Raw genomic sequence first — 24,479 nt, forward strand, 5'->3', positions numbered from 1 at the left:
CCTAATTAAGGAATGCTCTTAAATAGATAAGATATAGAGCTTGTGAACTTCAATATAATAATAAAATACACGTAATACGTGAAAAAAATTCACCCTCAATGTGAAACCAAAGAGGGTGAGTTAAATATTAGAAACAGTAATCAATCATTATTTACAGTTCTTTGGAATATAATCTTCAATCGCTTTTCGAGTCATTAAACTGACTTCATTCGCATTACGCGCCGTGAAGACTTTACCGCCAGTGGCATTTGCCACACAGTTACCTGCACCAGTACCTAAAATATCCACCACATTAATGACGGCGCGAGGGTGAGCGCGCTTTAAGGTTCTGGCTGCGGCACAAGGGTCTTGATCGCAAGACTCTAAACCGTCTGATAACAATACAATAATGGTGTCACGATTATTGCCTTTAATTAAATTACCTGCACGCTTGATAGACTCGGCTAATGGTGTGCCACTATCGGGCTCAATACGTTTAATGTAACTGAGTAATTTTGATCTCTCATTACCACCATAAGCAGGGCTTGATTTAACAACACCACAGTCAGATGCCACAACGGTGGTAATTTTCATATCTGACGGAATGTTATTAATGATTTTTATTGCTGCGTTTCTTGCGGTTGTGATCCGTCGAGGTTCGGCATCATAACCTGGGAAAAGTTGTCCAGTTGAAGCGATATAGTCTAAATCACTCTCCGTTAAATTCATGCTCAGCGCCATAGAACCAGAGGCATCAAAGATAAGGATCACTTGAGGTGCAAGTTCCGCTGGGCGATCTGCGGGGCACATTTGTTTAATTTTACTGGCTAAGCGATTTTCACAGGTTGTATTTGCGGCTTTCTCTGTCACACCCGCTTTTTTCAATTCATCTTGTACACAAGCTTCTAATGGAGTGAGTTTTTTCACTGGCACAGGCTTGGGCACTGGTGCAGGTTCTGGTACAGGTTCTGGTACAGGCTCAGGAATAGGCTCAGGAATAGGTTCTGGAACGGGTTCAGGGATTGGCTCTGGCTCAGGAACAGGCTCTGGTTTTGGCGGTATGACAACGGCAGGTTTCTCTTCAACCACAGGAGGAACCGCTTTCGGATCAAAACAGCCTTTTAACCAAGACGCCAATAAAATTAAAAACAGCAAGAATAAGAAGAGTAATAGCCAACGTAACCAGCGATTACGTGTTTTGGCGGGTACATCGGCAAGCGCGGCACCCGCAGCTGCGGCACTTGCGCCTGCGGTGACTTGTGCAATAGGTGGCGGTAATGGTGTTGTGCGTGGCCACCATGTAATAACGGGTTGCCCATTAATAATATAGACACTTTCGCTATCAGGTAGCGTCGATGCTGTATCTAAAAGATGGCGCTCTTCATCCGTAATTCTATTTTGCGATGCTAATAGCGCCGTTTGCGTTTTAATATCGTTAAGGCGTTCATCTAAAATACGTCTTATTTCTTGCTGCTCTTGTCCTTGTAACGACGTTAAGGCGATAGGATTACCAGAAACAGGAGAATACCACTCAATCACGTCATCCGACTTTTTCTCTGGCGTCGCAAATAGAGAACGATACTTAGTCGGAAAGTGTTGAGTTAGCAATTGAAGTAATTGCTGTTGGTGCGTTAAGGCAAAATCGGCGCGGGTAATATCAGCCGTTAATCGTGAGATTCGATTCATATTTTAGAGAGCCTTATGTGACGGCTATATTCGGTTAAAGAAAGCAAATTAAGATAGCAATATTATTGACTATAACGGTTTTATAAAAAAGGTGAAATTAAAGCGTTCACTTTTTTAATATAAGACAAAATTAAATTTTATTTCTAAATCCGCTCAATTTATTTCTCTATTTTAACAGGGGAAATAATTCATTTGCTTATTTATCTTCACTCCCATTAGGATGCGCATTTATGTTAAAGATAAAGATCGCAAATTGGCCGATCTCTCTTATTGAGTACTGGTGAATATTGATATAGCACATAGAGCATCAAGGCGTTACAAGGTATGTTACCCACACTAAAAAATAGCCAAATCATTCGCTTTTAGGGGAATTCATTCCTCTTTTTACGTTGATATAACAGCAGGTTTCTGATGACAAATAAAATAAATAATAACCAATTACTTAATGATGTAACTCGCTACTGGAATATCAGAGCTGAAAGTTATAGTGAGTCTAATCAACAGGAATTGCTGAGCGAGAAACAACAGAAATGGCGTCATCTGTTATTGGGGCATATCAAAGAAGGTGAAACCTTAAAAGTGCTTGATATTGGTACGGGGCCTGGTTTTTTTGCCATTTTATTAGCGTTATCAGGCCATGATGTCACGGCAATTGATGCAACTGAGGGCATGTTGCTGGAAGCCAAACAAAATGCGCAAACGCATCAGGCAAATATTCAATTTATTCGCGGTGATGTACACCAACTGCCTTTTGCCAGTGAACAATTCGATTTAGTGGTGAGTCGCAACGTGACATGGAATTTAAAAGCGCCTCAAAAAGCGTATTCAGAGTGGTTTCGTGTATTAAAACCAGGTGGTAGTTTGATTAATTTTGATGCTAATTGGTATTTACATCTTTTTGATGAAAATTACTGGCAAGGTTTTGTGGCAGATAGAGAGCGTTCAATTGAAAAGCAAGTTGAAGATCACTACGTCAATACAGATACCAAAGAGATGGAACGAATTGCTCGCCAATTACCGTTAAGTCAAATTAAACGCCCTCAATGGGATATTAATACCCTGTTAGAAGTCGGTTTTAGTCGATATATGATAGATACTCGCATTGGTGATTTTGTGTGGAACGAAGAAGAAAAGATTAATTATGGCTCCACACCGATGTTTATGATCCACGCACAAAAACAAAGAATAGATAATTAAAGGAGAACAACGTGAAGCCCTTATTTTCAGTGTTCCCAACACTATTATTAACACTTGCATGTGCTTTTCCTGCGTTAGCAGATAAAAGTAATAATATGTTGGATTATGCCAGCACAAAAGACATTCGTGATATTAACCCGCATCTCTACTCTGGTGAGATGGCGGCTCAAAACATGGTATTTGAATCCCTTGTATTAAATACCGAAAAAGGTGTTGCACCTTATTTAGCGGAGCGTTGGGATATTTCTCCTGATGGAAAGAGCTACACCTTCTTTTTACGTCATGATGTGACTTTTAGCGATGGTGAACCTTTTAATGCTAAAGCAGTAAAATTAAATATTGAAGCTGTGCTAGACAACTATGAACGACATGCGTGGTTAGAGTTAGTTCGTCAGATTGATAGTGTTGAAATTGTTGATGAATTCACGGTTAAATTAAATCTAAAAAACCCTTACTACCCAACATTAACCGAATTAGGTTTAACTCGCCCATTCCGCTTTATTTCGCCAAATTCTTTTATTAATGGCAAAACAAAAATGGGTGTTGCGAACTATATTGGTACAGGGCCTTGGGTATTAACTGAGCATAAAAAAGATCAATATGCTGAGTTTAAAGTTAACCCAAATTATTGGGGAGAGAAGCCGGTATTAAATGGCGTAATGTGGCGAGTGATCCCCGATAGACAAACTATGTTACTTTCTCTACAAAAAGGGGATATTCAGCTTATTTTTGGTGCAGATGGCGACATGTTAGATATGGATTCATTTGAAGCTCTTATGGCGTCAGATAAATTCAAAACTGAAATGAGCGCACCGATCGCTTCTCGCGCAATTGTGCTCAATAGTAGTCGTGCAATGACATCCAGCCAAAAAGTCCGCCAAGCATTACAATATGCGGTTGATAAAGAAGGGATTGCACAAGGTATTTTAGCGGGTAGCGAAAAAATCGCTGATACTTTAATGGCGCGCAGTGTGCCTTACTGTGATTTTGATTCTCCAACTTATGCTTATCAACCAACAAAAGCGATTGAACTATTAGAAGCCGAAGGCTGGGTATTACCAAAAGGTAAAGCTATTCGTGAGAAACAAGGTGAGAAATTACAGCTATTGCTCTCTTATAATGTGAATAATGCCGTTGAGAAAGAGATAGCTGAACTTATTCAAGATGATTTTAAAAAGATTGGTGTCGGTTTAACGATTTTAGGTGAAGAGAAACAAGCCTATTTAGATAGACAAAAAAATGGTGATTTTGATTTACAATATTCACTGTCATGGGGAACGCCTTACGATCCCGCTTCTTTTGTTTCATCATTTAGAATACCAGCTCACGCAGATTATCAAGGGCAAAAAGGGTTGGCAAATAAAGTCCAATTGGATGCAATGATTGGCGAGTTATTAATTACACCTAATGAAGCGCGCCGTCAGGAACTCTATAAAAACTTGTTTACGTCATTAGCCGAGCAAGCGGTCTATATTCCGTTAACCTATTCACGTACTAAGGCTATCCATCGTAGTGAATTAGAAAATGTGGGCTTTAATCCATCTCAATATGAAATACCGTTTGAAAAGATGCGCTTTAAGCCTTAATTAATGCATCAATGAGATTAACCAAAATAAGTGAGGCACGTAATATCAACGTGCTTCACTGATCAAATCTTATGCTACGTTATATATTCTGGAGAGTGCTGGCTATCTTCCCACTGGCACTGATCATTTCATTTATTGCCTTTATTCTGTTGGAATTAGCTCCGTCTGATCCTGCGGAAGTCGCGCTACGCGTCAATGAAATAGTCCCCACACCCGAAGCCATTGAAGGCATGCGCCATGAATTAGGGTTAGATAAGCCTTTTTTTACGCGTTACTTTTTGTGGTTAATGGCGGGTTTGCAACTCGATTTTGGTACCTCTTTTCTTACAAGAACCCCTGTTATTCAAGAGATGTTAAGGGCGTTACCTCCAACACTTTGGCTAGCTTCAACCGCGCTATTCTTTACGATTATTCTGACACTCCCTTTAGCATTATGGTGTGTGGCTAAACCTCAAAGTTTTACGGATAAATGTATCCGTTTCATTGTGTTTATTTTAACGGCTATTCCTAATTATTGGTTAGGATTGCTATTAATTTGGGGAGTCGCTGTTTATTTGGATTGGTTGCCTGTCAGCGGGATGCTATCGCCTCAGTCTGTTATTTTGCCTGCTCTGGCGCTCTCTTTAGGGTATATCGGCACTTATTTACGGTTATTACGCGGTGCGATGTTAAATCAATGGCATCAGCCTTATGTCTTTTATGCCAAAGCGCGTGGATTACCTGATAATCTTATTTTGCGTCGCCATATTTTACGTAATTCGCTGTATTCCAGTTTAACGGCTTTAGGGATGAGTATTCCAAAGCTTATTGCTGGTACGGTGGTGATTGAGAATATTTTTGCTTGGCCGGGAATAGGGCGACTATGTATCAGCGCTATATTTGGTCGTGATTATCCGATGATACAAGCTTATATTTTATTGATGTCACTGTTATTTCTCTTTTTTAATTTTCTGATGGACGTCATTCAAATGATGGCAGATCCACGGCTAAGGAGATAATGATGTGGCGGATTTTTTGGCAACGACTCGGAAAAGATAAAAGTGCGCAACTGTGTTTATTGGTGATTATGATTGTGGTTATTGCAGGAATATTCGCCCCTTGGTTAGCTCCGCATGATCCCACATTAACCTCAATACGTTTGAAATTTAAGCCTATAAGCTTTGATTACCCGCTGGGTACGGATAATTTAGGGCGCTGTATCTTTTCAAGGTTATTGTTTGGTGTAAGAACGACGGTATTTTATGCCTTATTAGCCATGAGTGTGACATTAATGATTGGTTGGTTAATGGGAATGTTAGCCGGATTTTTTCATGGTAAGACAGACACATTAATTATGCGATTATGTGATGTGGTTTTGTCATTCCCAGCAGAAATTATGATCTTAGCGTTAGTGGGAATAATGGGGCCGGGTATTGGTAATATCTTAATTGCCGTTATTTTAGTGAAATGGGCATGGTATGCCAGAATGATCAGAGGGGTTGTTCGCCAATATTCCCATCGTAATTACATTGCATATGCACAGGTGATTGGTGCACCTTCTAGTCATATTTTACGACGTCATTTATTGCCAGTAACGTTTGCTGAAACTATTGTCTTAGCATCAACGGATATTGGTAGTGTTGTTTTAATGATCTCGGCGCTCTCCTTTTTAGGGTTAGGTGTACAACCACCAACGCCAGAATGGGGAAATATGTTGAGTGAAGCAAAAAATGTCATGGTATTACACCCAGAGCAAATGTTACCCGCAGGCATTGCAATTACCCTTGTTGTTACTGCATTTAATTTTTGGGGTGATTTCTTACGTGATGTGTTTGATCCGGATAATCGTCAGTCAGTAGGAGAACAGCATGAACAACTTACTGACGCTTGAGCACGTTTCTATTACTCATCAAGAAAGCGGAAAAAAACTGATTGATGATATCTCTTTCTCGATAAAGCAAGGGCGTACATTAGCGATTGTAGGCGAAAGTGGTAGTGGCAAGAGTTTGATTAGTAAAGCCATTATGGGATTACTACCTGAACAATTAGTCATGTCAGGGGAGATTTTCTTGAATGGAAAGAAAATCAGTCATGAGGCGCTTTCTCAACGTCGAGCTTTATTGGGGACATCTTTAGGTGTGATTGTGCAAAATGGCATGAGTGCCTTTGATCCTCTAATGAGAATAGGAAAGCAATTTTGCCAAACTTTAATCTACCATTTTTCCTATTCTAAAAAGCAAGCCGTAGAAGAAACTGAGTTGGCATTATCTCATGTATTTCCTCATCAATTTCAATCTATTATGCAAGCATTTCCTCATCAATTAAGTGGTGGACAATTACAACGTGTGATGATTGCGATTGCACTTGCCTTATCACCAAAATTATTAATTGCAGATGAACCGACAACGGCGCTTGATGCACCTCTTCGCCAAGATATTTTAAAACTACTCCAGCATGTCGTCACAACTTATCATTCAACACTGATTTTTATTTCTCATGACTTAGGGATAGTCAATGAAATTGCTGACGATATATTAGTGATGCAAAAAGGAAAAATGGTTGAATGTGGTGAGAAAATAACCGTTTTATCGCATCCAACACAAGAATATACGCGTTATTTAATTAATGCACGCCGACAGCTTTCATTACGTTTCGAACAATTGATTAATAAAAAATAGATTAATATTATCCAAATAAAAGAGGTTTTATGTTATTAAGCGTTGAGAATATTAGTAAGTACTATACTCAAAAAAATAACACACTATTTGGTGAAAAAGTGAAGGTTATCGACTCACTCTCTTTTAATATTAATTCGAGTGAAGCTTTTGGTTTAGTGGGTGAAAGTGGCAGTGGTAAAAGTACGTTAGCGCGTTTAATTTGTGGATTAGAGTTACCTGATAGTGGTGCCATCTTTTTAAATAATAAGCCCGTTACAAAACGACTTCATCGCCAAGGTATAATTAGTATCGTTTTTCAAGATTATATGACGTCTGTTAATCCAACATTAACGGTAGGCGAAATTATTGCTGAGCCGATTAAAATCATTAATCCAAGTATTAGCACTCAAGCACTGAAAACACTTATTTTTGCTTTTTTAGATAAAGTAGAATTATCTAAAAGCTGCTATACACGTTATATATTTGAACTTTCTGGAGGGCAGGCTCAACGGGTATGTTTATGTCGTGCATTAGCATCTTATCCAAAACTTATTGTATTAGATGAAGCGCTTAGCTCTTTAGATATTCCCACTCAAGTTCAAATATTAGATTTATTAAAACAGTTAAAAGAAGAATTTACACTCTCTTATCTTTTTATTAGTCATGATATTCAAACAGTGGCTTATTTCTGCGATAAAGTGATGTTCTTTTTACAAGGTAAAAATATTGAATTGTGTGAGATAAATAACCTAGGTAAAGTCACGCAGGATTATTCAAAAAAATTAATTCAATCCGTTATTTAATCAATAAATAGTAATAAAAGACAGCAGTAAAATACTGCTGTCTTTTATTGGCAAAAATTAAAGATTATTCATTAAATGTTCTTGAACCGCTTTTGCATCGTTTGCAGCATTGAAATCAATACCAAAATTCAGCGTGCCTTCTTTGAGCTCAATACTACGTGGTGTTGCTTTAGAGCAGGTAATATTCTGTATTTTTTCTTTTACCGTTTCTTGTGCTATTTTTGAGCTCTCACAAGTATTAATTACGCCTTTTAATCCTTCGCTACAATAACTATCAATACCTGTTGTTTTTAAATCATCAGCAGTAAATGCAGACCAATCAAACATGACTTTTATATTGGCATCACAGCTTTTATTTAAATCAACAATACGAGATTGAATATTCTCCTCGAATTTTTGTTGTAATTCTTTTTCAGCTAATGTCGCTGCAAAGGTAGAAGAGGAAATAAGCAGTAGAGAAAGACTAATAGCAATATTTTTCAACATAATTAAATGCTCCAAAAAAGAATATATAAATTTAAATTAACTTATTAAAAGTAAAGTAATAGAGCGTTATAGCAATAGGAATATTATTGTTTTTATTTATTTTATTATTTTTTGAATAATATCTCTTATTATTAGAGAGATATCTTTTTATAAAAGGGTATTTATTGTCGAAATATTGCTATTTTTATAAGTGTTTTTACTTATCTTATTAATTAAATGTTCGTTAGCTTCATAACGAACATAATCGATTCAGTATGTCATCTAAATAACGCATAAAGCCAAATAAATAAATTATCAATAAAATCATGATATTAAATTATCCATGTAGATCTGCATCACAAACTAATCTTATTGTGATTGTTTTTTCAGCATGCTCGAATTAACTTGCTAACTCGAAGTAGCAAAAATTAGCATAGCGTTAGCAAATGATGAGGGTTCGCATGGAACAACAATATTTTATTGGCGTTGATGTTGGCTCAGCCAGTGTCCGTGCAGCGGTATTTGATAGCAATGGAAAGCGTTTGGGCTTTTCTGTCCGCCCTATTGCTCAATTCCGCCCAAAAACGGATTTCGTTGAGCAATCGTCTACCGATATTTGGCAGCAGGTTTGCACGACTGTAAAAGAGTCGGTGGCGTTATCAGCTATTGATCCTATCCATGTGAAATCTATTGGCTTTGATGCCACTTGTTCTTTAGTTGCTGTGGATAAGGATGGCAAAGGGCTTTCTGTTTCACCGAGCGGCAAAGCGGAACAAGATATCATCATGTGGATGGATCACCGTGCTGTACAAGAAACAGTTACCATCAATCTGACCAATGATCCTTCACTGCGATATGTCGGTGGTGAAGTGAGTATTGAAATGGAGTTGCCAAAAATTCTCTGGTTAAAAAATCATTATCCAGAGCGTTATCAAAACGTATGGCGATTCTTTGATTTAGCTGACTTTTTAGTTTGGAAAGCAACATCAGGGGATGTAGCAAGTACCTGTACATTAACCTGTAAATGGAACTATTTAGCACATCAGGGACAATTTAGTGAGAGCTTGTTAGCCGATGTAGGTTTGGATGAATTATTAGAAAAAGTACCACAAACCATCCTTGCGTTAGGTGAACAAGCGGGTTGTTTAGATGAGTCAGTTGCCAATGCGTTTGGCTTGCACACGGGTGTCATTGTTGCTTCAGGCATTATTGACGCACATGCGGGTGGGTTGGCATTAACGGCATCACAACCTGAAGGTAGTTTGGCAATTATCAGTGGTACGTCTAACTGCCATATGATCGTAAGTCAATATCCCATTATGGTACCTGGTGTTTGGGGACCTTACTTTGGCGCGATGTTACCAGACTTATGGCTAAATGAAGGCGGTCAAAGTGCTGCTGGTGCGTTAGTCGAGTGGTCTATTCGTCGTCATGAGTCATGGGCTGAATTAGAACAAGAAGCGAATGAAAAAGGGGTGAATTACTACGCCTTATTAAATGAAGCTGTCGCTGAATTGGAAGAAACAGAACAATATCCAACCGCACAGTTTCATGTTTTAGCTGATCACCATGGTAATCGCTCTCCACGTGCTAATCCTGCCGCAAAAGGTATGGTAAGCGGATTAACGTTGGAAAGTGGTCGTGTTGCATTGGCTCGTTATTATCTTGCAACACTGCAATCTATTGCTTATGGCACACGTCATATTATCGACACACTTGAAGATGCTGGACATCAAATTAATCGCATCGTGATGTGTGGTGGTGCAACGAAAAATCCATTGTGGCTACGCGAATATGCTAATGCGACAGGCCGTGAAATTCATTTAGCGCAAGAAGAAGATGCAGTGAATTTAGGGGCTGCATTATTAGGTGCCGTAGCGTGTAAAGCCTTTGATGATTTCTCTAAAGCTGCCAGCGCAATGGTACGAGAAGGTGGCATTATCGCACCAGATAGCGACACGTTTGCCTTCCATCAGGCCAAATATCAAGTTTATTTGCAGATGTATCAAGATCAGCAGCGTTATAACGAAATGATGTCAGATTGTTGACCACTAATTTTTCCGATTATGAACCGAGTTTACCTTACCAGGGATACCTTATGTTGAACTTAAATCTACCAAAATTACCAACGACCATTACAGCAGGTTCTAAAGAGATCCTGATGGTCACCAACGCAGACTTACGTGAGCCTGCAAACGTAACTTGCTGGCCTGTACAGAAAAAATTTGAAGATAAACTGGCTACAGCATTAGAAGCTCAAGGTTACAAAATGAAGCGTGCTCATGAGATTAATGAAGCTCGCGGTCATGGTTTTATCAGCAGTCAGCGTGAAGGTTGCGATATGTTTGCTGCAATCGATCCTGATGCACCAGTGATTGTGTTATTAACCGCATGGCAATATTCACACCATATTGCCTCTTCTTTAGCACACCATCGTGGCCCTATTTTACTGCTGGCTAACTTTGATGGTACATGGCCGGGTCTGGTGGGCATGTTGTGTTTAGCGGGTACGATGACCAGTTTAGGTAAAAATTATTCACGTTTATGGTCAGAAGAGTTTGATGATGAATTCTTTGTAGATGGTTTAGCTACTTGGTTAAAATATGGCTATGTAAATCATAAGCTTAACTATCTTACAGATATTGCGCCAACACACAGGGTAATGGCGACAGAAGCCGGCGAAGTAGGTCGCAAAGTCGGCGAATATATAATTAAAAATAAAGAAATAATCGGTTTGTTCGATACATTCTGTATGGGAATGATTAACGGGGTCTTCCCACAACAGGCAATGATCAATATTGGTATGCCAATTGAATCCCTTTCTCAGTCTGCGTTACTGGTCGAAATGGCGAAAGTACCGACAGAATTAAGAGAGGCATGTTTACAGTGGTACGAAGATAACGGGATGACGTTTATGTTTGGTCAAGATGACAAAACTGAACTCACTCGTGAACAAGTGATGGAGCAGTGCGCCATGATGATTGCAATGGCGCGTTTCGTAAAACGTTTTGGTTTAACTGCGGTGGGTGTGCAATATCAGCAGGGCTTAAAAGATTGTTGCCCTGCATCTGACTTTGCTGAAGGTGCGATTGGTTCGACCGCGCGTTTCCCATTACCAGATGAAAACGGCGAGATTATCTGCCCTAACACGCCAATTCCTTGTATCAACGAAGTGGATATGGGTACGGCTATTCCTCAAACGATGTTATGGCGTTTATTAACATCATTAGGATTACCGGCTGAAACTACACTACATGATATTCGTTGGGGTAGTGAGTATGAAGGAACATTCTACTGGGATATGGAAATTTCAGGCTCTGTTCCTTTTGAACACCTCAAAGGTGGCCTAAAAGGTGCAACAGGTTATCGCCAGCCTCCGATGTTCTTCCCTAAAGGGGGTTCAACTATCGCGGGTCAAGGCAAGGCAGGACGCTTGTTATGGAGTCGTGCACACTATGAAGGTACTGATGTGATTATGCATATCGGTACAGGTGTGGCGGTAGAATTACCTGAAGCAGAATTTGAACGTCGCCGTAGAGCAACTAACTACGAATGGCCATTACTGAACTGTACGTTAGATGGCGTAACTCGTGATGACCTTATGGCGGGACATCAAAGTAACCACATTACTGTGGCTTATGTTGATGAAGATAAATTGGCGTTTGTGCTAAAAGCATTCGTTGCTCAAGCACTGACTCAAGGTATCCAAGTGAAAGTGGCAGGCGATGCCATTAACTTACTGTAAGGAATTGATGATGAGTCAGCAAAAATACGTCGGTGTTTGGCCTGTTATGCTAACCCCTTTTGATGCCAAAGGGGAGATTGATTGGGCGTCATTAGAGCGCCTTGTAGACTGGTATATCGATTCTGGTGTACATGGACTATTTGCCGCCTGCCAATCAAGCGAAATGTTTTATTTAAGTGATGAGGAAACTCAAGCAATTACCCGTTTTATCGTTGAAAAAGCAGATGGAAGAGTACCTGTAGTTGCTTCTGGTCATACTGCAACCGCATTAAGTCAGCAAAAAGAACAATTGCAGGCAATGGCGAGTACTGGCGTCGATGGCGTCATTATGATCAGTAATCGCTTGGCTCTTGTCGGGGAGTCAGATGATAAAGCGATGGAAACACTGCAAGTCTTAACCAATGTGGTGCCAAAAGAGATTGATTTGGGTATCTATGAATGCCCTTATCCTTACAAGCGCTTGTTATCTGAAGAGATTGTAGAGTGGTGTGCACAAAGTAATCGCTTTACCTTTATCAAAGATACGTGCTGTTCTCTTCCGATGATAGAACGTCGTTTGGCATTATCAAAAGGAACTCGTTTGCATCTTGCAAACGCTAACAGTCAAACGCTATTAGCTTCATTCCAAGCTGGATGTCAGGCATATAGCGGTGTTATGGCAAACTTCCATCCAGAGCTTTATGTTTGGCTTTATGAGAATTGGAAAGATAAACCAGAGCAGGCTGCGGTGTTAGCTGATTATTTATCAACAGCAGCGATGACCGAAACACTGGATTATCCAGCATGCGCTAAATATCATCAGCGCCTGATTGGTAACTTCAGCACACTGGTCTGCCGTTCCCGTAACAGTAGTCAGTTTGAAAACTCATTTTTCCCTTCTGCCGTCAATAGCATGACTGCATTGGGTGAAAATATGAAGAAGTGGCTTTCGTTAGATTAATTTAGGACACAGGAGTAGGAATATGCCTTTCGTGATGAAGGAAACCCAGTTTGTGCTTGATAATGCACATTCACTTTTTAATCACTGCCATGCTTCAACGATTGTGCGTGTGCCTAACTCTGAGCGTTTGTTAACCGCTTTTTTCGCTGGTGATAAAGAAGGTAGCGGTAATACCGCTATCTGGCTAGTGATGAAAGAGGGTGATCATTGGCAACATGCTCAGCCTGTTGTTAAAAATCCGGGTGTTGCGCACTGGAATCCAGTTTTACATGTTGACCCATCAACAGGTAATATCTGGCTGTTTTATAAAACGGGTCCCGATGTACATAGTTGGACGACCCAATACGTTATCTCGAAGGATGGCGGAAATAGCTGGAGTTTACCGAGTGAATTGGTTTCTGGTGATGTAGCACCTAGAGGTCCTGTGAAAAATAAAGTGTTAGTGATGTCGAATGGCGAGTGGTTGGCACCAGGATCGGTTGAGGATGACCAATTCTGGGATGCGTTTGTCGATATTTCGAGTGACAACGGTCAACACTGGTTGCGAGTAGATATTCCAATTGAACATCATAAAGGTGAACAGACGGAACATGAAATCTGGCAAGGTTTAAAGGACGATGCCTTATGGGAGACTGATCTACAACGCGTTTTTCAATGGGATGGCGTGATACAGCCAACACTATGGGAATCCCAGCTTGGGCATGTGCATGCCATGATGCGGAGTACGCGCGGTACGATTTATCGTAGCGATTCAACGGATTATGGGCGCAGTTGGTGTCCAGCTTATGCAACAATATTACCAAATAATAATAGCGGCATTGATGTCGTCTCCTTCGCAGATGGTCAACTGGCATTGGTGTATAACCCGAATTCAGGTAACTGGAGTCGTCGTTATCCCATCTCTGTCAGTCTTTCATCCGATAATGGCAGTACTTGGTCTGAACCATTCGATTTACTCGATGGGGAAGGCGAATTTTCATATCCGGCTATTATTGCTGAAAACAATACCCTACACGTGACCTTTACTTGGAACCGAAAAAACATTGTTTATCAGCAGTTAATGGCTACTCAATAAAAATGTGGAGAAAGGGTTTTATGAAAAAGAGTCTACTCGCAGCGTTGGCGATTACGATGACACTGGGCATGGGGAACGCAGTTGCCCAACAGTTAACGTATCCTACAAAAAATATTGATGTTGTCATCCCGAAAAATCCAGGCGGTGGTACTGATACTTCTGCACGTACTATCATTGAATTTGCAAAAGATGTGATGCCGGCTGGACGTATTTTCGTTCCTGTGAATAAGCCTGCGGGTAATGGTTTAACGGGTCTGATTGAAGTTGCTAATGCGCGTCCAGATGGCACGAAATTAGTAATGACAACCGTTGAACTTGCGATGTTCCCACACCAAGGAAAATCACCAGTTACTTATAAAGACTTCACCCCAATCGCAACAACTATCGCTGATCCAGTGGTGCTAGTTGTTAATGCAGAATCACCTTACACCACGTTACAAGAGTTTATCGATGGCGCGAAAGCGAACCCAGGTAAACTGAAAGTGGGTAACTCAGGGATGGGTGCTATTTATCACTTAGCGGGTGTTAATATCGAACGTACCACGGGGGCTAAATTTAACCATATCCCTTATAACGAAGGTACAGGCCCTTCAATCGCTGCTTTAGTGGGTAACCACCTTGATGGCGTATTAACAACGCCGGGTGCAGTTAAATCTCAAGTTGATGCTGGTATTCTACGTGTTCTTGGTGTAATGGATGAGCGTCGCTTCCCATTATTCCCAGCCGTACCTACTTTCAAAGAAGCATTGAAATTAGACACTAACGTGAAAATGCGTGCTTGGGCTGTATTAGCAACAACAGCTAATGTCCCTGATAACGTGAAGAAAGAGTTAGTCGGTGCATTCTCTGAAGTGGTTCAAAAACCTGAATATCAAGAAGCACTGAAAAAACAAGGTATTATGCCTGTTTACATCACAGGTGACGATGCTTACCAAATGATGAAAGAAGACCACGAAATGTATGCTGAGTTAATTTCAGCAACTCTGAAAAAATAACCTTTCTATGATAAACCACCCTATCCGCAAGCTGGATAGGGTCGGGGAGATCCCGACATGACTAAAATCAATACAATCATCGGTGCGATTTCAGTAGCTTTTGGGCTACTTATTATCTATCTCTCCCGTGATATGAGTATGTTTGATGAATATGGTGTACCAGGAGAGCGCTTCTGGCCTTATGGTTTAGCCATCTTATTTGTTTTACTGGGGATTTTTCAATGGATAGGTGTGATTGTGCAAAAAGTAAAACACGTTCACCAATCTGTTGACTTAAGTTCGACTGCGGTTAAGCGTGCTTATGGCTTAGGCATTTTTATGCTGCTATATGCAACTGGCTTGTATTTTTTTGGTTTTATTATTCCGTCATTGCTTCTTATCCCAATCATTATGTGGTTGATGAATGAAAGAAAGCCTATTGCGCTGGTTATTATTCCAGTCGTAATGGTTGCCGCCGTTTATGTCTTCTTTGACATTATCTTTAATTCACCTCTGCCAACCTCCGTCTTTTTTGAGTAAGCGGTAAAGGAGCTTTGAGATGGAAATACTAGACGCTTTAATGGTCGTTTTCAGTCTGGAAACGATAACGATGATCCTGTTGGGGGTATTCGCGGGTATTATTATCGGCGCATTACCAGGCCTAACAGTGAATATGGGGATTGCATTGCTTCTCCCATTAACTTACTCCTTCCAAGGAATGACAGGGATCTTATTATTATTGGGGATGTATTGTGGTGCCGTATATGGTGGCTCAATTACCGCAATACTAATAAGTACACCAGGAACACCCGCTTCTGCTGCTACGGTATTGGATGGTTATCCAATGGCGAAAAAAGGTGAAGCAGGAAGAGCACTGGGTTTATCTACGATGGGCTCTATGTTTGGGGGGATCTTTAGTACGATTGCCCTGATTGTTATTGCGCCTCAATTGGCAAAAGTAGTGACGGGTTTCTCTGCTGCTGAGTATTTTGCACTCGCTGTATTTGGCATAAGTATTATTACCAGTGTATCATCGCAATCGATTGTGAAAGGATTAATGGGCGGGGCAATTGGTTTAGCAATCGCAACCATTGGACTTGATCCGATGACATCAGGACCTCGTTTTACCTTTGATACTGTGTATTTAATGGGTGGTGTTTCATTTATTCCTATCCTAGTTGGCCTGTTTGCTTTCTCTCAAGGACTTATTAGCTTCGAAGAAGAGTACCGTGAGCGTAAGCAGAAGAAAAACGAAAAAATTAATGCACGTATTCACCGTGTATTACCAACGTGGGCAGATTTTAAACGCGTATTACCAACATATTTACGCTCTTCTGCTATTGGTACAACGATTGGAGCTATTCCGGGTACAGGTGGAGATATCTCATCATTTATCTCTTATAACGAAGCAAAACGTTGGTCTAAACACCCTGAAGAGTTTGGTCATGGTTCACCAGAAGGTGTGTCTGCACCAGAAGCCGGTGCAAACTCAGTGACAGGCGGAACCATGGTGCCTTTAATGACCTTAGGTATTCCAGGTGATGGTGCAACTGCTATTATCATGGGTGCATTTATGGTTCAAGGATTGGCATTAGGGCCTCAGCTCTTTACTGACAATCCAGTTGAAGTTAACAGTATCTTTATTGGTTTGATGATGGCGAATATTTTCCTCGGTATCTTAGGTTTCTTATGTATGAAACTCTTCGTTCGAGTGATGGATGTTCCGCGTCGCGTATTAGTACCAATTATCTTTGTATTATGTAGTGTAGGTGCTTATTCTGTGAACCATAGCATCATCGATGTGTTTGTGATGATGGGGGCAGGGTTACTCGCTTACATTATGATTAAGCTTGATTTCTCCATGTCTCCTGTGGTTATCGGGATTATCTTAGGGCCGATGGCAGAATCAAACTTACGCCGTGCTTTAATGATGTCTCAGGGTGATTTATCTATCCTGTATACACGCCCAATTACAGCGACATTCTTAGGTATTGCGATACTGACGTTGATCCTACCCATTATTGGACCTTCGTTAAAAGCGATGTGGAAGAAATACCGAGCTAAGCCTGCTCAATAAAGGTTAATCAGCCCTCATCATTAAGATGAGGGCTATATCAATGATGGAATATTAATGGCAAAAACAGTTGAACAGATTGCAAATGACCTGAATTTGTCTATTACCACAGTCAGATTGGTATTAAATGGCAAAGGTGATCAATACCGGATCAGTGCAAAAACGCAAAAGAAGATAGCAGACTATGTTGAGGTGTTTGGTTATACCGTCAATCATGCGGCTAGAAGCTTAAAGCTTAATAAAACAGATACCTACGGATTGGTTATTCCTCGCCTTTCTAACCCATTCTTTGCCGCTTTAGCTGAAAAATTAGAGATGCATTGTCACCAAATTGGTTGTCAGCTAACGATTAGCTGTACTTATGGTGATATCAAAAATGAAAATAAGCTCGTTAAATCAATGGACGAGCGCAATGTTGATGGCATTTTTATTGTTTCGTCTAGCCGCAAAAATCAGCTACATCATGTTAAGCATCGTCAAAAACCATTGGTTTTTTTAGATAGAGATTTCTCTGTTAGTGAAGCTATTTGTGTCGCTTCAGATAACTGTGACAGTGGTGCTCAGCTGACAAGAGCGATGATAAAGCAAGATGCGCCAATCCACTTTTTTGCGGGTGATGCATTATTACCAACTATTGCCGCTCGTTTGCGCGGTTATGTGCAAGCCATAAAAGGGCATTATGGTGATGATAACCGCGTCACTGTCTCTTATGCTGAACATAATACGACCAAAGATGGTGAGCGGATGATGAAACAGTATTTGGAACAACATCAGCAAATACCTTCTCATTTTATTGCTTCATCGTTGCCTATTCTTGAAGGTTTATTGAGTGTTATCCGTCAACGTGAAGGGAGTATCCCTGCTCGTCTTCATATTGGTACATTCGATGATCATGTGATGCTCAGCTTTTTACCGAATAATGTGTGGTCCATGAAGCAGGACGAAGCGTTATTGGTAGAAAAAGCCTTTGAAATCATGACGGCAAAAATTTCAGGCACTGTTGTGAAAGCGCCTGCACTTATCAAAACACAGCTTATTGAACGTCTCATTCCAGCCTAATGAGTCAATTAGCAAACTTATTCGCCTCACTTTGTGAGTAGATTAAGCTTTCTATTCGCCTCACTTTGTGAGTAGAATAGAGTTTGTATTTGACTCATGGGGTGATTTATGTGGATTTGGCAACATTCAAACTGGACTCATTTCAGATTTAAAAGCAATACAATCATACCTTTGCTTATTGATACCCGTTTTATTCAAGGGATGCTTTATGGGCAAAGCCAAATGTTGCCTGAAAATAGCACTTCAGCATTAGATTCTATTTTGGCGAATATTATTTATTCGAGTGATATTGAAGGTGAAAAGTTAAATGCTTTTTCTGTTCGCTCTTCATTAGCAACTCGATTAGGCATTGTAGAGGAAAAAACATATCCTACTGATGAAAAATCAGAAGGTTTTGTTCAAGCGGCATTAGATGCGATTAATAATTTAGATGAGCCATTAACGCATGAGCGGTTATTTCAGTGGCATAACCTCTTATTTCCTCAGGGACACTCTATTTTAAATCCGATTACTTCAGGGCAATATCGAACAGGTATTGTGCAGGTTGTTTCGGGTAAAAGAATTGATAAGCCCATTGTTCATTTTGAAGCACCACCACCAAAATCAATAGAAACAGAAATGGCTTTATTTTTAGACTGGTTTAATGAAACGAGAACTCATTATGAACCTGATTTAATTATTCGAGCGGCTATTGCACATCTTTGGTTTTTAACTATTCATCCATTTGAAGATGGAAATGGTCGGATAGGCAGATTAATTATGGATTTAGCATTGGCTCAAGCTGAGAATAAAACAGTAAGGCTATATGCAATGTCAAAAACGATTAATGAGCATCGCCAAGAATATTATGACGTCATCGAAAATATGCAAAAAGGTGATGGCGATATTACATTATGGCTTCAATGGTTTTTACAAATGCTTCAATTATCGATTTTGGATGCGACCCATGAAATTGATAATACAGTAAGGGCAACAAAATATTGGCAAACTCACGATCAAGCGTTGTTATCATCAGAGCAATCAAAAGTGATTAATAGAATGCTTGGTGGGGATTTTGTTGATGGAATTAATAATAGCCAATATAAAAGTGTAGCAAAAGTCAGCCGAGCCAGTGCGACAAGGCATTTAGCATTTCTGGTTGAACACGGCTTTTTAGCGGATAGCGGTGCTGGTGGACGGAGTGTGAGATATATTTTGCAAGACTAGGTTTGTTATTATTAAACCACAATCGCGACATGAGTCTGTTTGTTTTACTGTTATTCTTTTTTTTATTTTTGTGAACGCGCGTTACTCTATTTATAGAGTCTTAACAAAAATAGGGGCTCTTGATTATCTGTGATCAGAGGCTCATAATTTAAGCGTATAGTTCCATTTTATTAATATAAAAGGATATTAAAGAAAGATGAACGATGATGTTGACCGATGTCCTGAGTGCGAAGTAAGGGCATATTATACGGATGATTTTGTTCGTGTTTACCAAGCCTATTCTAATACTATTGCTCAGAGCGCAGTCGCAAACGGAACTTTTGTTTCGCCCCCTTTTAGTATGACCCGCATGACGTGGGTAAAACCTTCCTTTCTTTGGATGATGTACCGTTCTGGCTGGGGACGCAAAGATGCTAATCAAGCGTCTATTCTTGCGGTTGATATTACACATGAAGGTTTTCAAGAGATGCTGACACAAGGTGTTGTGAGTCATTTTGATCCAGACCGTTACGCCAGTGCAGACGCGTGGAAAGAGGCATCAGAAACCAGTAATATTCGCATTCAGTGGGATCCTGAACGTGATATTTATCTTAATCGACTCAGCTATCGCACCATTCAAATTGGCTTGCGTAATCAAGCCGTTGAAAAATACTGCAAAGAGTGGATTGTGAATATTACAGATATTACCGATAAGGTACGTAAAATAGATACTTGTATTGCTAATGGTGATTTAGACACCGCATACAGCCTATTACCCGTAGAAAAGCCTTATCACTTTGGTGAATAATTCATCAAAATGTCACCCCGCTTAATTGGCGGGGTAATTGTGTTATAGGATCATGCTTTGATAAGTTCAGGGCGAACACCCAGCGTATGGCAAATAGCATACGTTAATTCTGAACGATTAAGTGTATAAAAGTGAAAATCTTTGACTCCTTCACGGCTTAAAATCTTCACCATATCAATGGCAATAGAAGCGCCTACTAGACTACGGGTTTCAGGATCGTTATCTAACCCATCAAACATTTTATGCATCCAACCCGGAATTTTTACATTGGTTAAACCAGCAAAGCGTTTTAGCTGTTTAAAATTAGTGACAGGTAAAATTCCTGGCACAATTTCAACATCAATACCTGTTGAAACGCAGCGGTCACGAAAACGTAAATAGCTTTCGACATCAAAGAAAAATTGGGTGATCGCACGGTTGGCTCCGGCATCGACTTTTCTTTTTAAATTGATTAAATCTGCTTGCGCACTTTTGGCTTCAGGATGCACTTCAGGATAAGCCGCCACAGAAATATCAAAATCGCCCACCCCTTTAAGTAAATGCACTAAATCGGTGGCGTACATATCAGGTTTTTGAGTGTTATCAGGTAAATCGCCCCGTAATGCCACAATGTGGCGAATACCACTTTGCCAATAATCTTGTGCGATATGCTGTAACTCTTCACGGCTGGCATCAATACAGGTCAAATGAGGAGCCGCTTCTAGTCCTGTACGTTCTTTAATGCCTTTAATAATGGAGTGTGTTCTATCACGTTCACCTGAATTTGCGCCATAAGTGACAGAGACAAAGCTCGGTTTTAAGGTATTTAAGCGCGCAAGAGATTGCCAAAGGGTGTTTTCCATCTCCTCAGTTTGAGGTGGAAAAAATTCAAAGGAAACTTGGATCTGGCCATCAAGTTCAGCAAGATTTTGGTTTAGCGCTTCATGTTGGCTTGCGTGATAAAAGCTCATACCTGTACCTCATCAATCGTGTCACTGTGTTGTTATTTTTATTAAGTATCACTACTTATTTGCCCATCTAACCATTTAGACGTCTAGATGTAGATTCTCTTAATTAGGTTATTTAGTCAACAACTATTCACCCTATTTTTGATGAGGATAATTCAGTCACAATAAGAGAAAAATTCATGTTGTAAGACGTATTTGTGAGAAAAGTGAGTGTATCACCTGATAAGTTGGGTGATTTTTCTTCTACAATAAAGCGAACTAACTGATTGATGGGAGGTGAAATGATCACTTGTAAACGTGTTTATGGTGATAAAGACGGGATGCATGAAGGTTATCGCGTATTAGTCGATAGGCTGTGGCCGAGAGGTGTGAAAAAGACCGATTTTCATTATGACGAGTGGAATAAAGGCGTTGCGCCTTCGACCGAATTACGAAAATGGTTTCATGGAGGCGGCGGTGATTTTGCTGAATTCACACAACGTTATCTCCAAGAATTAATGGCGGCACCAGAACATTGGCAATCGCTTGTTGCGATAGCAAAAGAGAAGCCTTTGGTATTACTTTATTCAGGAAAAGATGAGCAACAAAACAATGCTACCGTGTTAAAAGCCTTTCTAGAAAAACAGCTTAAATAGTGGTTAATTTAGGGTATTTCGATGATTTTGATATGAAAAAAGCAAAAAAAAGTGGCGCGGTATTAGGCGCCACAAAAATTGCTAATAAAAACATCGAACAGAGTCAGAGAATAGTATGACTACTCTTATGAATTTTGAGTATTTGCTGCTAACCATTGGGTAATGCGTTGTTTTTGTTCGTCATTTAGCCACATGCCGAGTTTAGTACGACGCCAAATTGCATCATCAACTTCGATAACCCACTCATGTTTCACTAAATAACGTAATTCTGCTTCATACAGGTTATGACCGAAGTTTTCGCCCATACCCGCTAAATCAGTAATGCCTTCGAGCAGTAATTCGGTATTGCTACCATAAGTACGTGCAAAACGCAGTGCCAGTGCTTCTGGTAACCAAGGGTGACGTTGGCGAATTAAACGTGAATAACCATCACGATCACAGCCTTCTAAATTACCACCCGGTAATTGACCATTTTTAGTCCATGCTTTACCCATGTTAGGGAAATAAGCAATGAGTTTATCAACGGCGTGTTCACCCAATTTACGATAAGTGGTTAATTTACCGCCAAATACCGATAGCAGAGGAGTTTGGCCATTATCATCGTGAACATCTAAGGTATAGTCACGCGTGATCGCTTGTGGTGAATCAGATTCATCATCACATAATGGACGCACACCAGAGTAATCCCAAACCACATCTTCTTTGGTCAGTTGTTTCTTGAAGTGATCATTGTAGACTTTCAGTAAGTACTGAACTTCATTGTCATCAATCGCTACGTCTTTAGGATCGCCTTTATATTCAACATCCGTAGTACCGATGATAGAGAACTCATCCATCCAAGGAATAACAAAGACAATACGATTATCTTCATTTTGTAAGATGTACGCTTGTGGTTCGTTATGAGCACGAGGAATAACAATATGGCTACCTTTAATTAAACGGATACCATAAGGTGATTTCAGTTTTAAGCCTTCATCAAACAGTGTTTTAACCCAAGGGCCAGCTGCGTTGACAAGTGCTTTTGCTTGATAGAGCGAGGTTTCGCCAGTACGTAAATCCTGTGCTTCTACCATCCATAAATTATTTTCACGCCAAGCACGAGTGACTTTAGTTCGTGTGCGTACTTCACCGCCACGACGAACGATTTCTTGTGCATTGAGTACCACTAAACGTGCATCATCAACCCAACAGTCTGAATATTCAAAACCGCGTGTTAATTCAGGTTTTAAAACAGAGTTTGCGCCGAATTTAATGCCTTTACTGCTTGGTAAGCTCACGCGTTTTCCTAAATGATCATAAAGGAATAAACCAATGCGGATCATCCAAGCTGGACGTAAATGGGGTTGGTGTGGCAGACGAAAGCGCATTGGAAATGCGATATGTGGCGCTAAGCGTAATAATACTTCACGCTCTGCCAGTGCTTCGCTCACTAAGCGAAACTCGTAGTGTTCGAGATAACGTAAACCACCATGAATAAGTTTAGAGCTTGCGGAAGATGTCGCACTTGCTAAGTCTTGAGCTTCCAGCATAAGTACTGAAAGGCCTCGGCCAGCTGCATCCGCCGCAATTCCAGCGCCGTTTATTCCGCCGCCGATGACAATCAAGTCTTGAGTTTTCATAACATCCTCCTACGAATGCGCGAAACAATTCTTTAATGTTCGTTTTCGCTCATAATTGTAATGAAGTTTGATGAAAATGCCAACTATATAACTGATAAAAAACATAACCGCGTGATATGGATAACAATTTATTATCATATCCACATAAACTGTGTGTTTATTAGAAATAAACAACATTGTTAATGTGTTAACAAAAAAGAGAGAAAATAGAATAAGTTAATCAGGTTTTTATTGAGAATAGACGAAAAAAAAGTACCTCGAGAGGTACTTTTTAGGAGAATTGCTAAATTAACATAATTCGAGTTGAACGTTGTGCTGCTCAACAATTTTTTGGATCCCCGCTGGTGGTTCTTGATCGGTAAATAAGTAATCGATCAGATTCATATTACCTAAATTAACCATTGCATTACGACCAAACTTAGAATGGTCAGTCACCAACATTACACAGCGTGAGTTTTCGATAATTGCGCGTTTAGTGCGAACTTCATGGTAATCAAACTCAAGTAGAGAACCATCCATATCAATACCGCTTATCCCCAAAATACCGTAATCAAGACGGAATTGAGAGATAAAATCAAGCGTAGCTTCACCGACAATACCACCATCTCGTGTACGCACTTCACCACCCGCAAGAATTAAGCGAAAGTCTTCTTTGCCCATCAGTAACGTTGCCACATTGAGGTTGTTGGTCACGATACGTAGGTTTTTGTGGTTAATTAATGCATGTGCGACAGCTTCAGGTGTTGTGCCGATATCAATAAACAGTGTTGCACCATCTGGAATTAAGCTTGCTACTCGTTGTGCGATACGTGATTTTTCATCAGACCACATAATTTTACGATCATGATAAGCCGTATTCACGGAGCTTGATGGTAATGCTGCACCACCGTGATGACGTTGGATTTTGTTCTTTTCCGCTAATTCATTTAAATCACGTCGGATTGTCTGTGGGCTGACTTCAAAATGCTCCACCAATTCTTCAGTGCTGACATAGCCCTGTAGGCGTACCAGTTCAATGATGGCATCATGTCGTTGCGTTTGCTTCACAGGTGTCCCCTAATGTTAA

Annotated in this window: 22 protein-coding genes; 17 read left to right on the top strand and 5 right to left on the bottom strand. The window is 40.2% G+C overall.

Annotated elements, in window-relative coordinates; all coding sequences use genetic code 11:
• Positions 1-147 precede the first annotated feature (147 nt).
• Positions 148-1,665 carry a vWA domain-containing protein gene (locus tag JEP36_RS05735; protein ID WP_198620107.1) on the bottom strand — a complete coding sequence of 506 codons (1,518 nt, stop codon included), beginning with the start codon at positions 1,663-1,665 and terminating at the stop codon, positions 148-150.
• A 411-nt stretch (positions 1,666-2,076) separates the two neighbouring features.
• Between JEP36_RS05735 and JEP36_RS05740 the strand changes: the two genes are divergently transcribed.
• From JEP36_RS05740 to JEP36_RS05765, 6 genes are all read left to right on the top strand, one after another.
• A complete protein-coding gene (locus tag JEP36_RS05740) occupies positions 2,077-2,862 on the top strand; it encodes a class I SAM-dependent methyltransferase (RefSeq protein ID WP_109373726.1) in 786 nt (261 codons plus the stop codon).
• Positions 2,863-2,873: 11 nt separating this feature from the next.
• The gene (gene nikA, locus JEP36_RS05745; RefSeq protein WP_198629971.1) at positions 2,874-4,448 is read left to right on the top strand and encodes a nickel ABC transporter substrate-binding protein; all 1,575 of its coding nucleotides are present in this window, start codon (positions 2,874-2,876) and stop codon (positions 4,446-4,448) included.
• A 71-nt stretch (positions 4,449-4,519) separates the two neighbouring features.
• Positions 4,520-5,446: a nickel/cobalt ABC transporter permease gene (gene opp1B, locus JEP36_RS05750; RefSeq protein ID WP_109373724.1), complete on the top strand. Its 927-nt coding sequence runs from the start codon at positions 4,520-4,522 to the stop codon at positions 5,444-5,446.
• A 2-nt stretch (positions 5,447-5,448) separates the two neighbouring features.
• Positions 5,449-6,318 carry a nickel/cobalt ABC transporter permease gene (gene opp1C / locus JEP36_RS05755; protein ID WP_198620105.1) on the top strand — a complete coding sequence of 290 codons (870 nt, stop codon included), beginning with the start codon at positions 5,449-5,451 and terminating at the stop codon, positions 6,316-6,318.
• The gene (locus JEP36_RS05760; protein ID WP_198620104.1) at positions 6,296-7,105 is read left to right on the top strand and encodes an ABC transporter ATP-binding protein; all 810 of its coding nucleotides are present in this window, start codon (positions 6,296-6,298) and stop codon (positions 7,103-7,105) included. Before opp1C ends, JEP36_RS05760 begins: the two co-directional genes overlap by 23 nt.
• A gap of 29 nt (positions 7,106-7,134) precedes the next feature.
• Positions 7,135-7,887, top strand: a complete 753-nt coding sequence (locus JEP36_RS05765) for an ABC transporter ATP-binding protein (protein ID WP_198620103.1) — start codon at positions 7,135-7,137, stop codon at positions 7,885-7,887.
• A 57-nt stretch (positions 7,888-7,944) separates the two neighbouring features.
• On the opposite strand, the gene JEP36_RS05770 is transcribed toward JEP36_RS05765, so the two are convergent.
• Entirely contained in the window at positions 7,945-8,373 is a 429-nt protein-coding gene (locus JEP36_RS05770) for a hypothetical protein (protein WP_198620102.1), read from the bottom strand.
• Positions 8,374-8,813: 440 nt separating this feature from the next.
• On the opposite strand from JEP36_RS05770, the gene JEP36_RS05775 reads away from it, so the two are divergent.
• The 10 genes from JEP36_RS05775 (at position 8,814) to JEP36_RS05820 (ending at position 20,212) form a co-directional block, all read left to right on the top strand.
• Positions 8,814-10,400, top strand: a complete 1,587-nt coding sequence (locus JEP36_RS05775; protein WP_109373719.1) for an FGGY-family carbohydrate kinase — start codon at positions 8,814-8,816, stop codon at positions 10,398-10,400.
• Between the two features lie 50 nt (positions 10,401-10,450).
• Positions 10,451-12,097 carry a signal transduction protein gene (locus JEP36_RS05780; protein WP_198629972.1) on the top strand — a complete coding sequence of 549 codons (1,647 nt, stop codon included), beginning with the start codon at positions 10,451-10,453 and terminating at the stop codon, positions 12,095-12,097.
• Positions 12,098-12,107: 10 nt separating this feature from the next.
• The gene (locus JEP36_RS05785) at positions 12,108-13,037 is read left to right on the top strand and encodes a dihydrodipicolinate synthase family protein (protein WP_198626286.1); all 930 of its coding nucleotides are present in this window, start codon (positions 12,108-12,110) and stop codon (positions 13,035-13,037) included.
• A gap of 22 nt (positions 13,038-13,059) precedes the next feature.
• Positions 13,060-14,112 carry a sialidase family protein gene (locus tag JEP36_RS05790; RefSeq protein ID WP_198620100.1) on the top strand — a complete coding sequence of 351 codons (1,053 nt, stop codon included), beginning with the start codon at positions 13,060-13,062 and terminating at the stop codon, positions 14,110-14,112.
• Between the two features lie 20 nt (positions 14,113-14,132).
• A complete protein-coding gene (locus JEP36_RS05795) occupies positions 14,133-15,107 on the top strand; it encodes a tripartite tricarboxylate transporter substrate binding protein (protein WP_232797607.1) in 975 nt (324 codons plus the stop codon).
• Positions 15,108-15,164: 57 nt separating this feature from the next.
• Positions 15,165-15,626, top strand: coding sequence for a tripartite tricarboxylate transporter TctB family protein (locus JEP36_RS05800; RefSeq protein ID WP_109373714.1), 462 nt, complete (start codon positions 15,165-15,167; stop codon positions 15,624-15,626).
• 19 nt (positions 15,627-15,645) lie between these two features.
• Entirely contained in the window at positions 15,646-17,163 is a 1,518-nt protein-coding gene (locus tag JEP36_RS05805; RefSeq protein ID WP_198629973.1) for a tripartite tricarboxylate transporter permease, read from the top strand.
• 54 nt (positions 17,164-17,217) lie between these two features.
• Positions 17,218-18,219 carry a LacI family DNA-binding transcriptional regulator gene (locus tag JEP36_RS05810; protein WP_198629974.1) on the top strand — a complete coding sequence of 334 codons (1,002 nt, stop codon included), beginning with the start codon at positions 17,218-17,220 and terminating at the stop codon, positions 18,217-18,219.
• A gap of 108 nt (positions 18,220-18,327) precedes the next feature.
• On the top strand, positions 18,328-19,425 hold the full coding sequence (locus JEP36_RS05815; protein WP_160230792.1) for a Fic family protein: 1,098 nt from the start codon (positions 18,328-18,330) through the stop codon (positions 19,423-19,425).
• 196 nt (positions 19,426-19,621) lie between these two features.
• Entirely contained in the window at positions 19,622-20,212 is a 591-nt protein-coding gene (locus JEP36_RS05820; RefSeq protein WP_198620099.1) for a DUF4291 domain-containing protein, read from the top strand.
• 50 nt (positions 20,213-20,262) lie between these two features.
• Here the strand turns inward: JEP36_RS05820 and metF are convergent, their stop codons facing one another.
• Positions 20,263-21,162, bottom strand: coding sequence for a methylenetetrahydrofolate reductase (metF, locus tag JEP36_RS05825; protein WP_109373709.1), 900 nt, complete (start codon positions 21,160-21,162; stop codon positions 20,263-20,265).
• A 278-nt stretch (positions 21,163-21,440) separates the two neighbouring features.
• On the opposite strand from metF, the gene JEP36_RS05830 reads away from it, so the two are divergent.
• Positions 21,441-21,794 (top strand): DUF488 domain-containing protein, encoded by a 354-nt coding sequence (locus tag JEP36_RS05830; protein WP_109373708.1) that lies wholly within the window; start codon positions 21,441-21,443, stop codon positions 21,792-21,794.
• A gap of 125 nt (positions 21,795-21,919) precedes the next feature.
• On the opposite strand, the gene glpD is transcribed toward JEP36_RS05830, so the two are convergent.
• Together glpD and JEP36_RS05840 are read right to left on the bottom strand one after the other, a co-directional pair.
• Positions 21,920-23,413 carry a glycerol-3-phosphate dehydrogenase gene (glpD, locus tag JEP36_RS05835; protein WP_198620098.1) on the bottom strand — a complete coding sequence of 498 codons (1,494 nt, stop codon included), beginning with the start codon at positions 23,411-23,413 and terminating at the stop codon, positions 21,920-21,922.
• A gap of 288 nt (positions 23,414-23,701) precedes the next feature.
• Positions 23,702-24,460, bottom strand: a complete 759-nt coding sequence (locus JEP36_RS05840) for a DeoR/GlpR family transcriptional regulator (RefSeq protein ID WP_006534541.1) — start codon at positions 24,458-24,460, stop codon at positions 23,702-23,704.
• Positions 24,461-24,479: the final 19 nt, after the last annotated feature.

Source organism: Proteus sp. PR00208 (assembly GCF_016238545.1).
In the GTDB taxonomy this organism is placed as follows: domain Bacteria; phylum Pseudomonadota; class Gammaproteobacteria; order Enterobacterales; family Enterobacteriaceae; genus Proteus.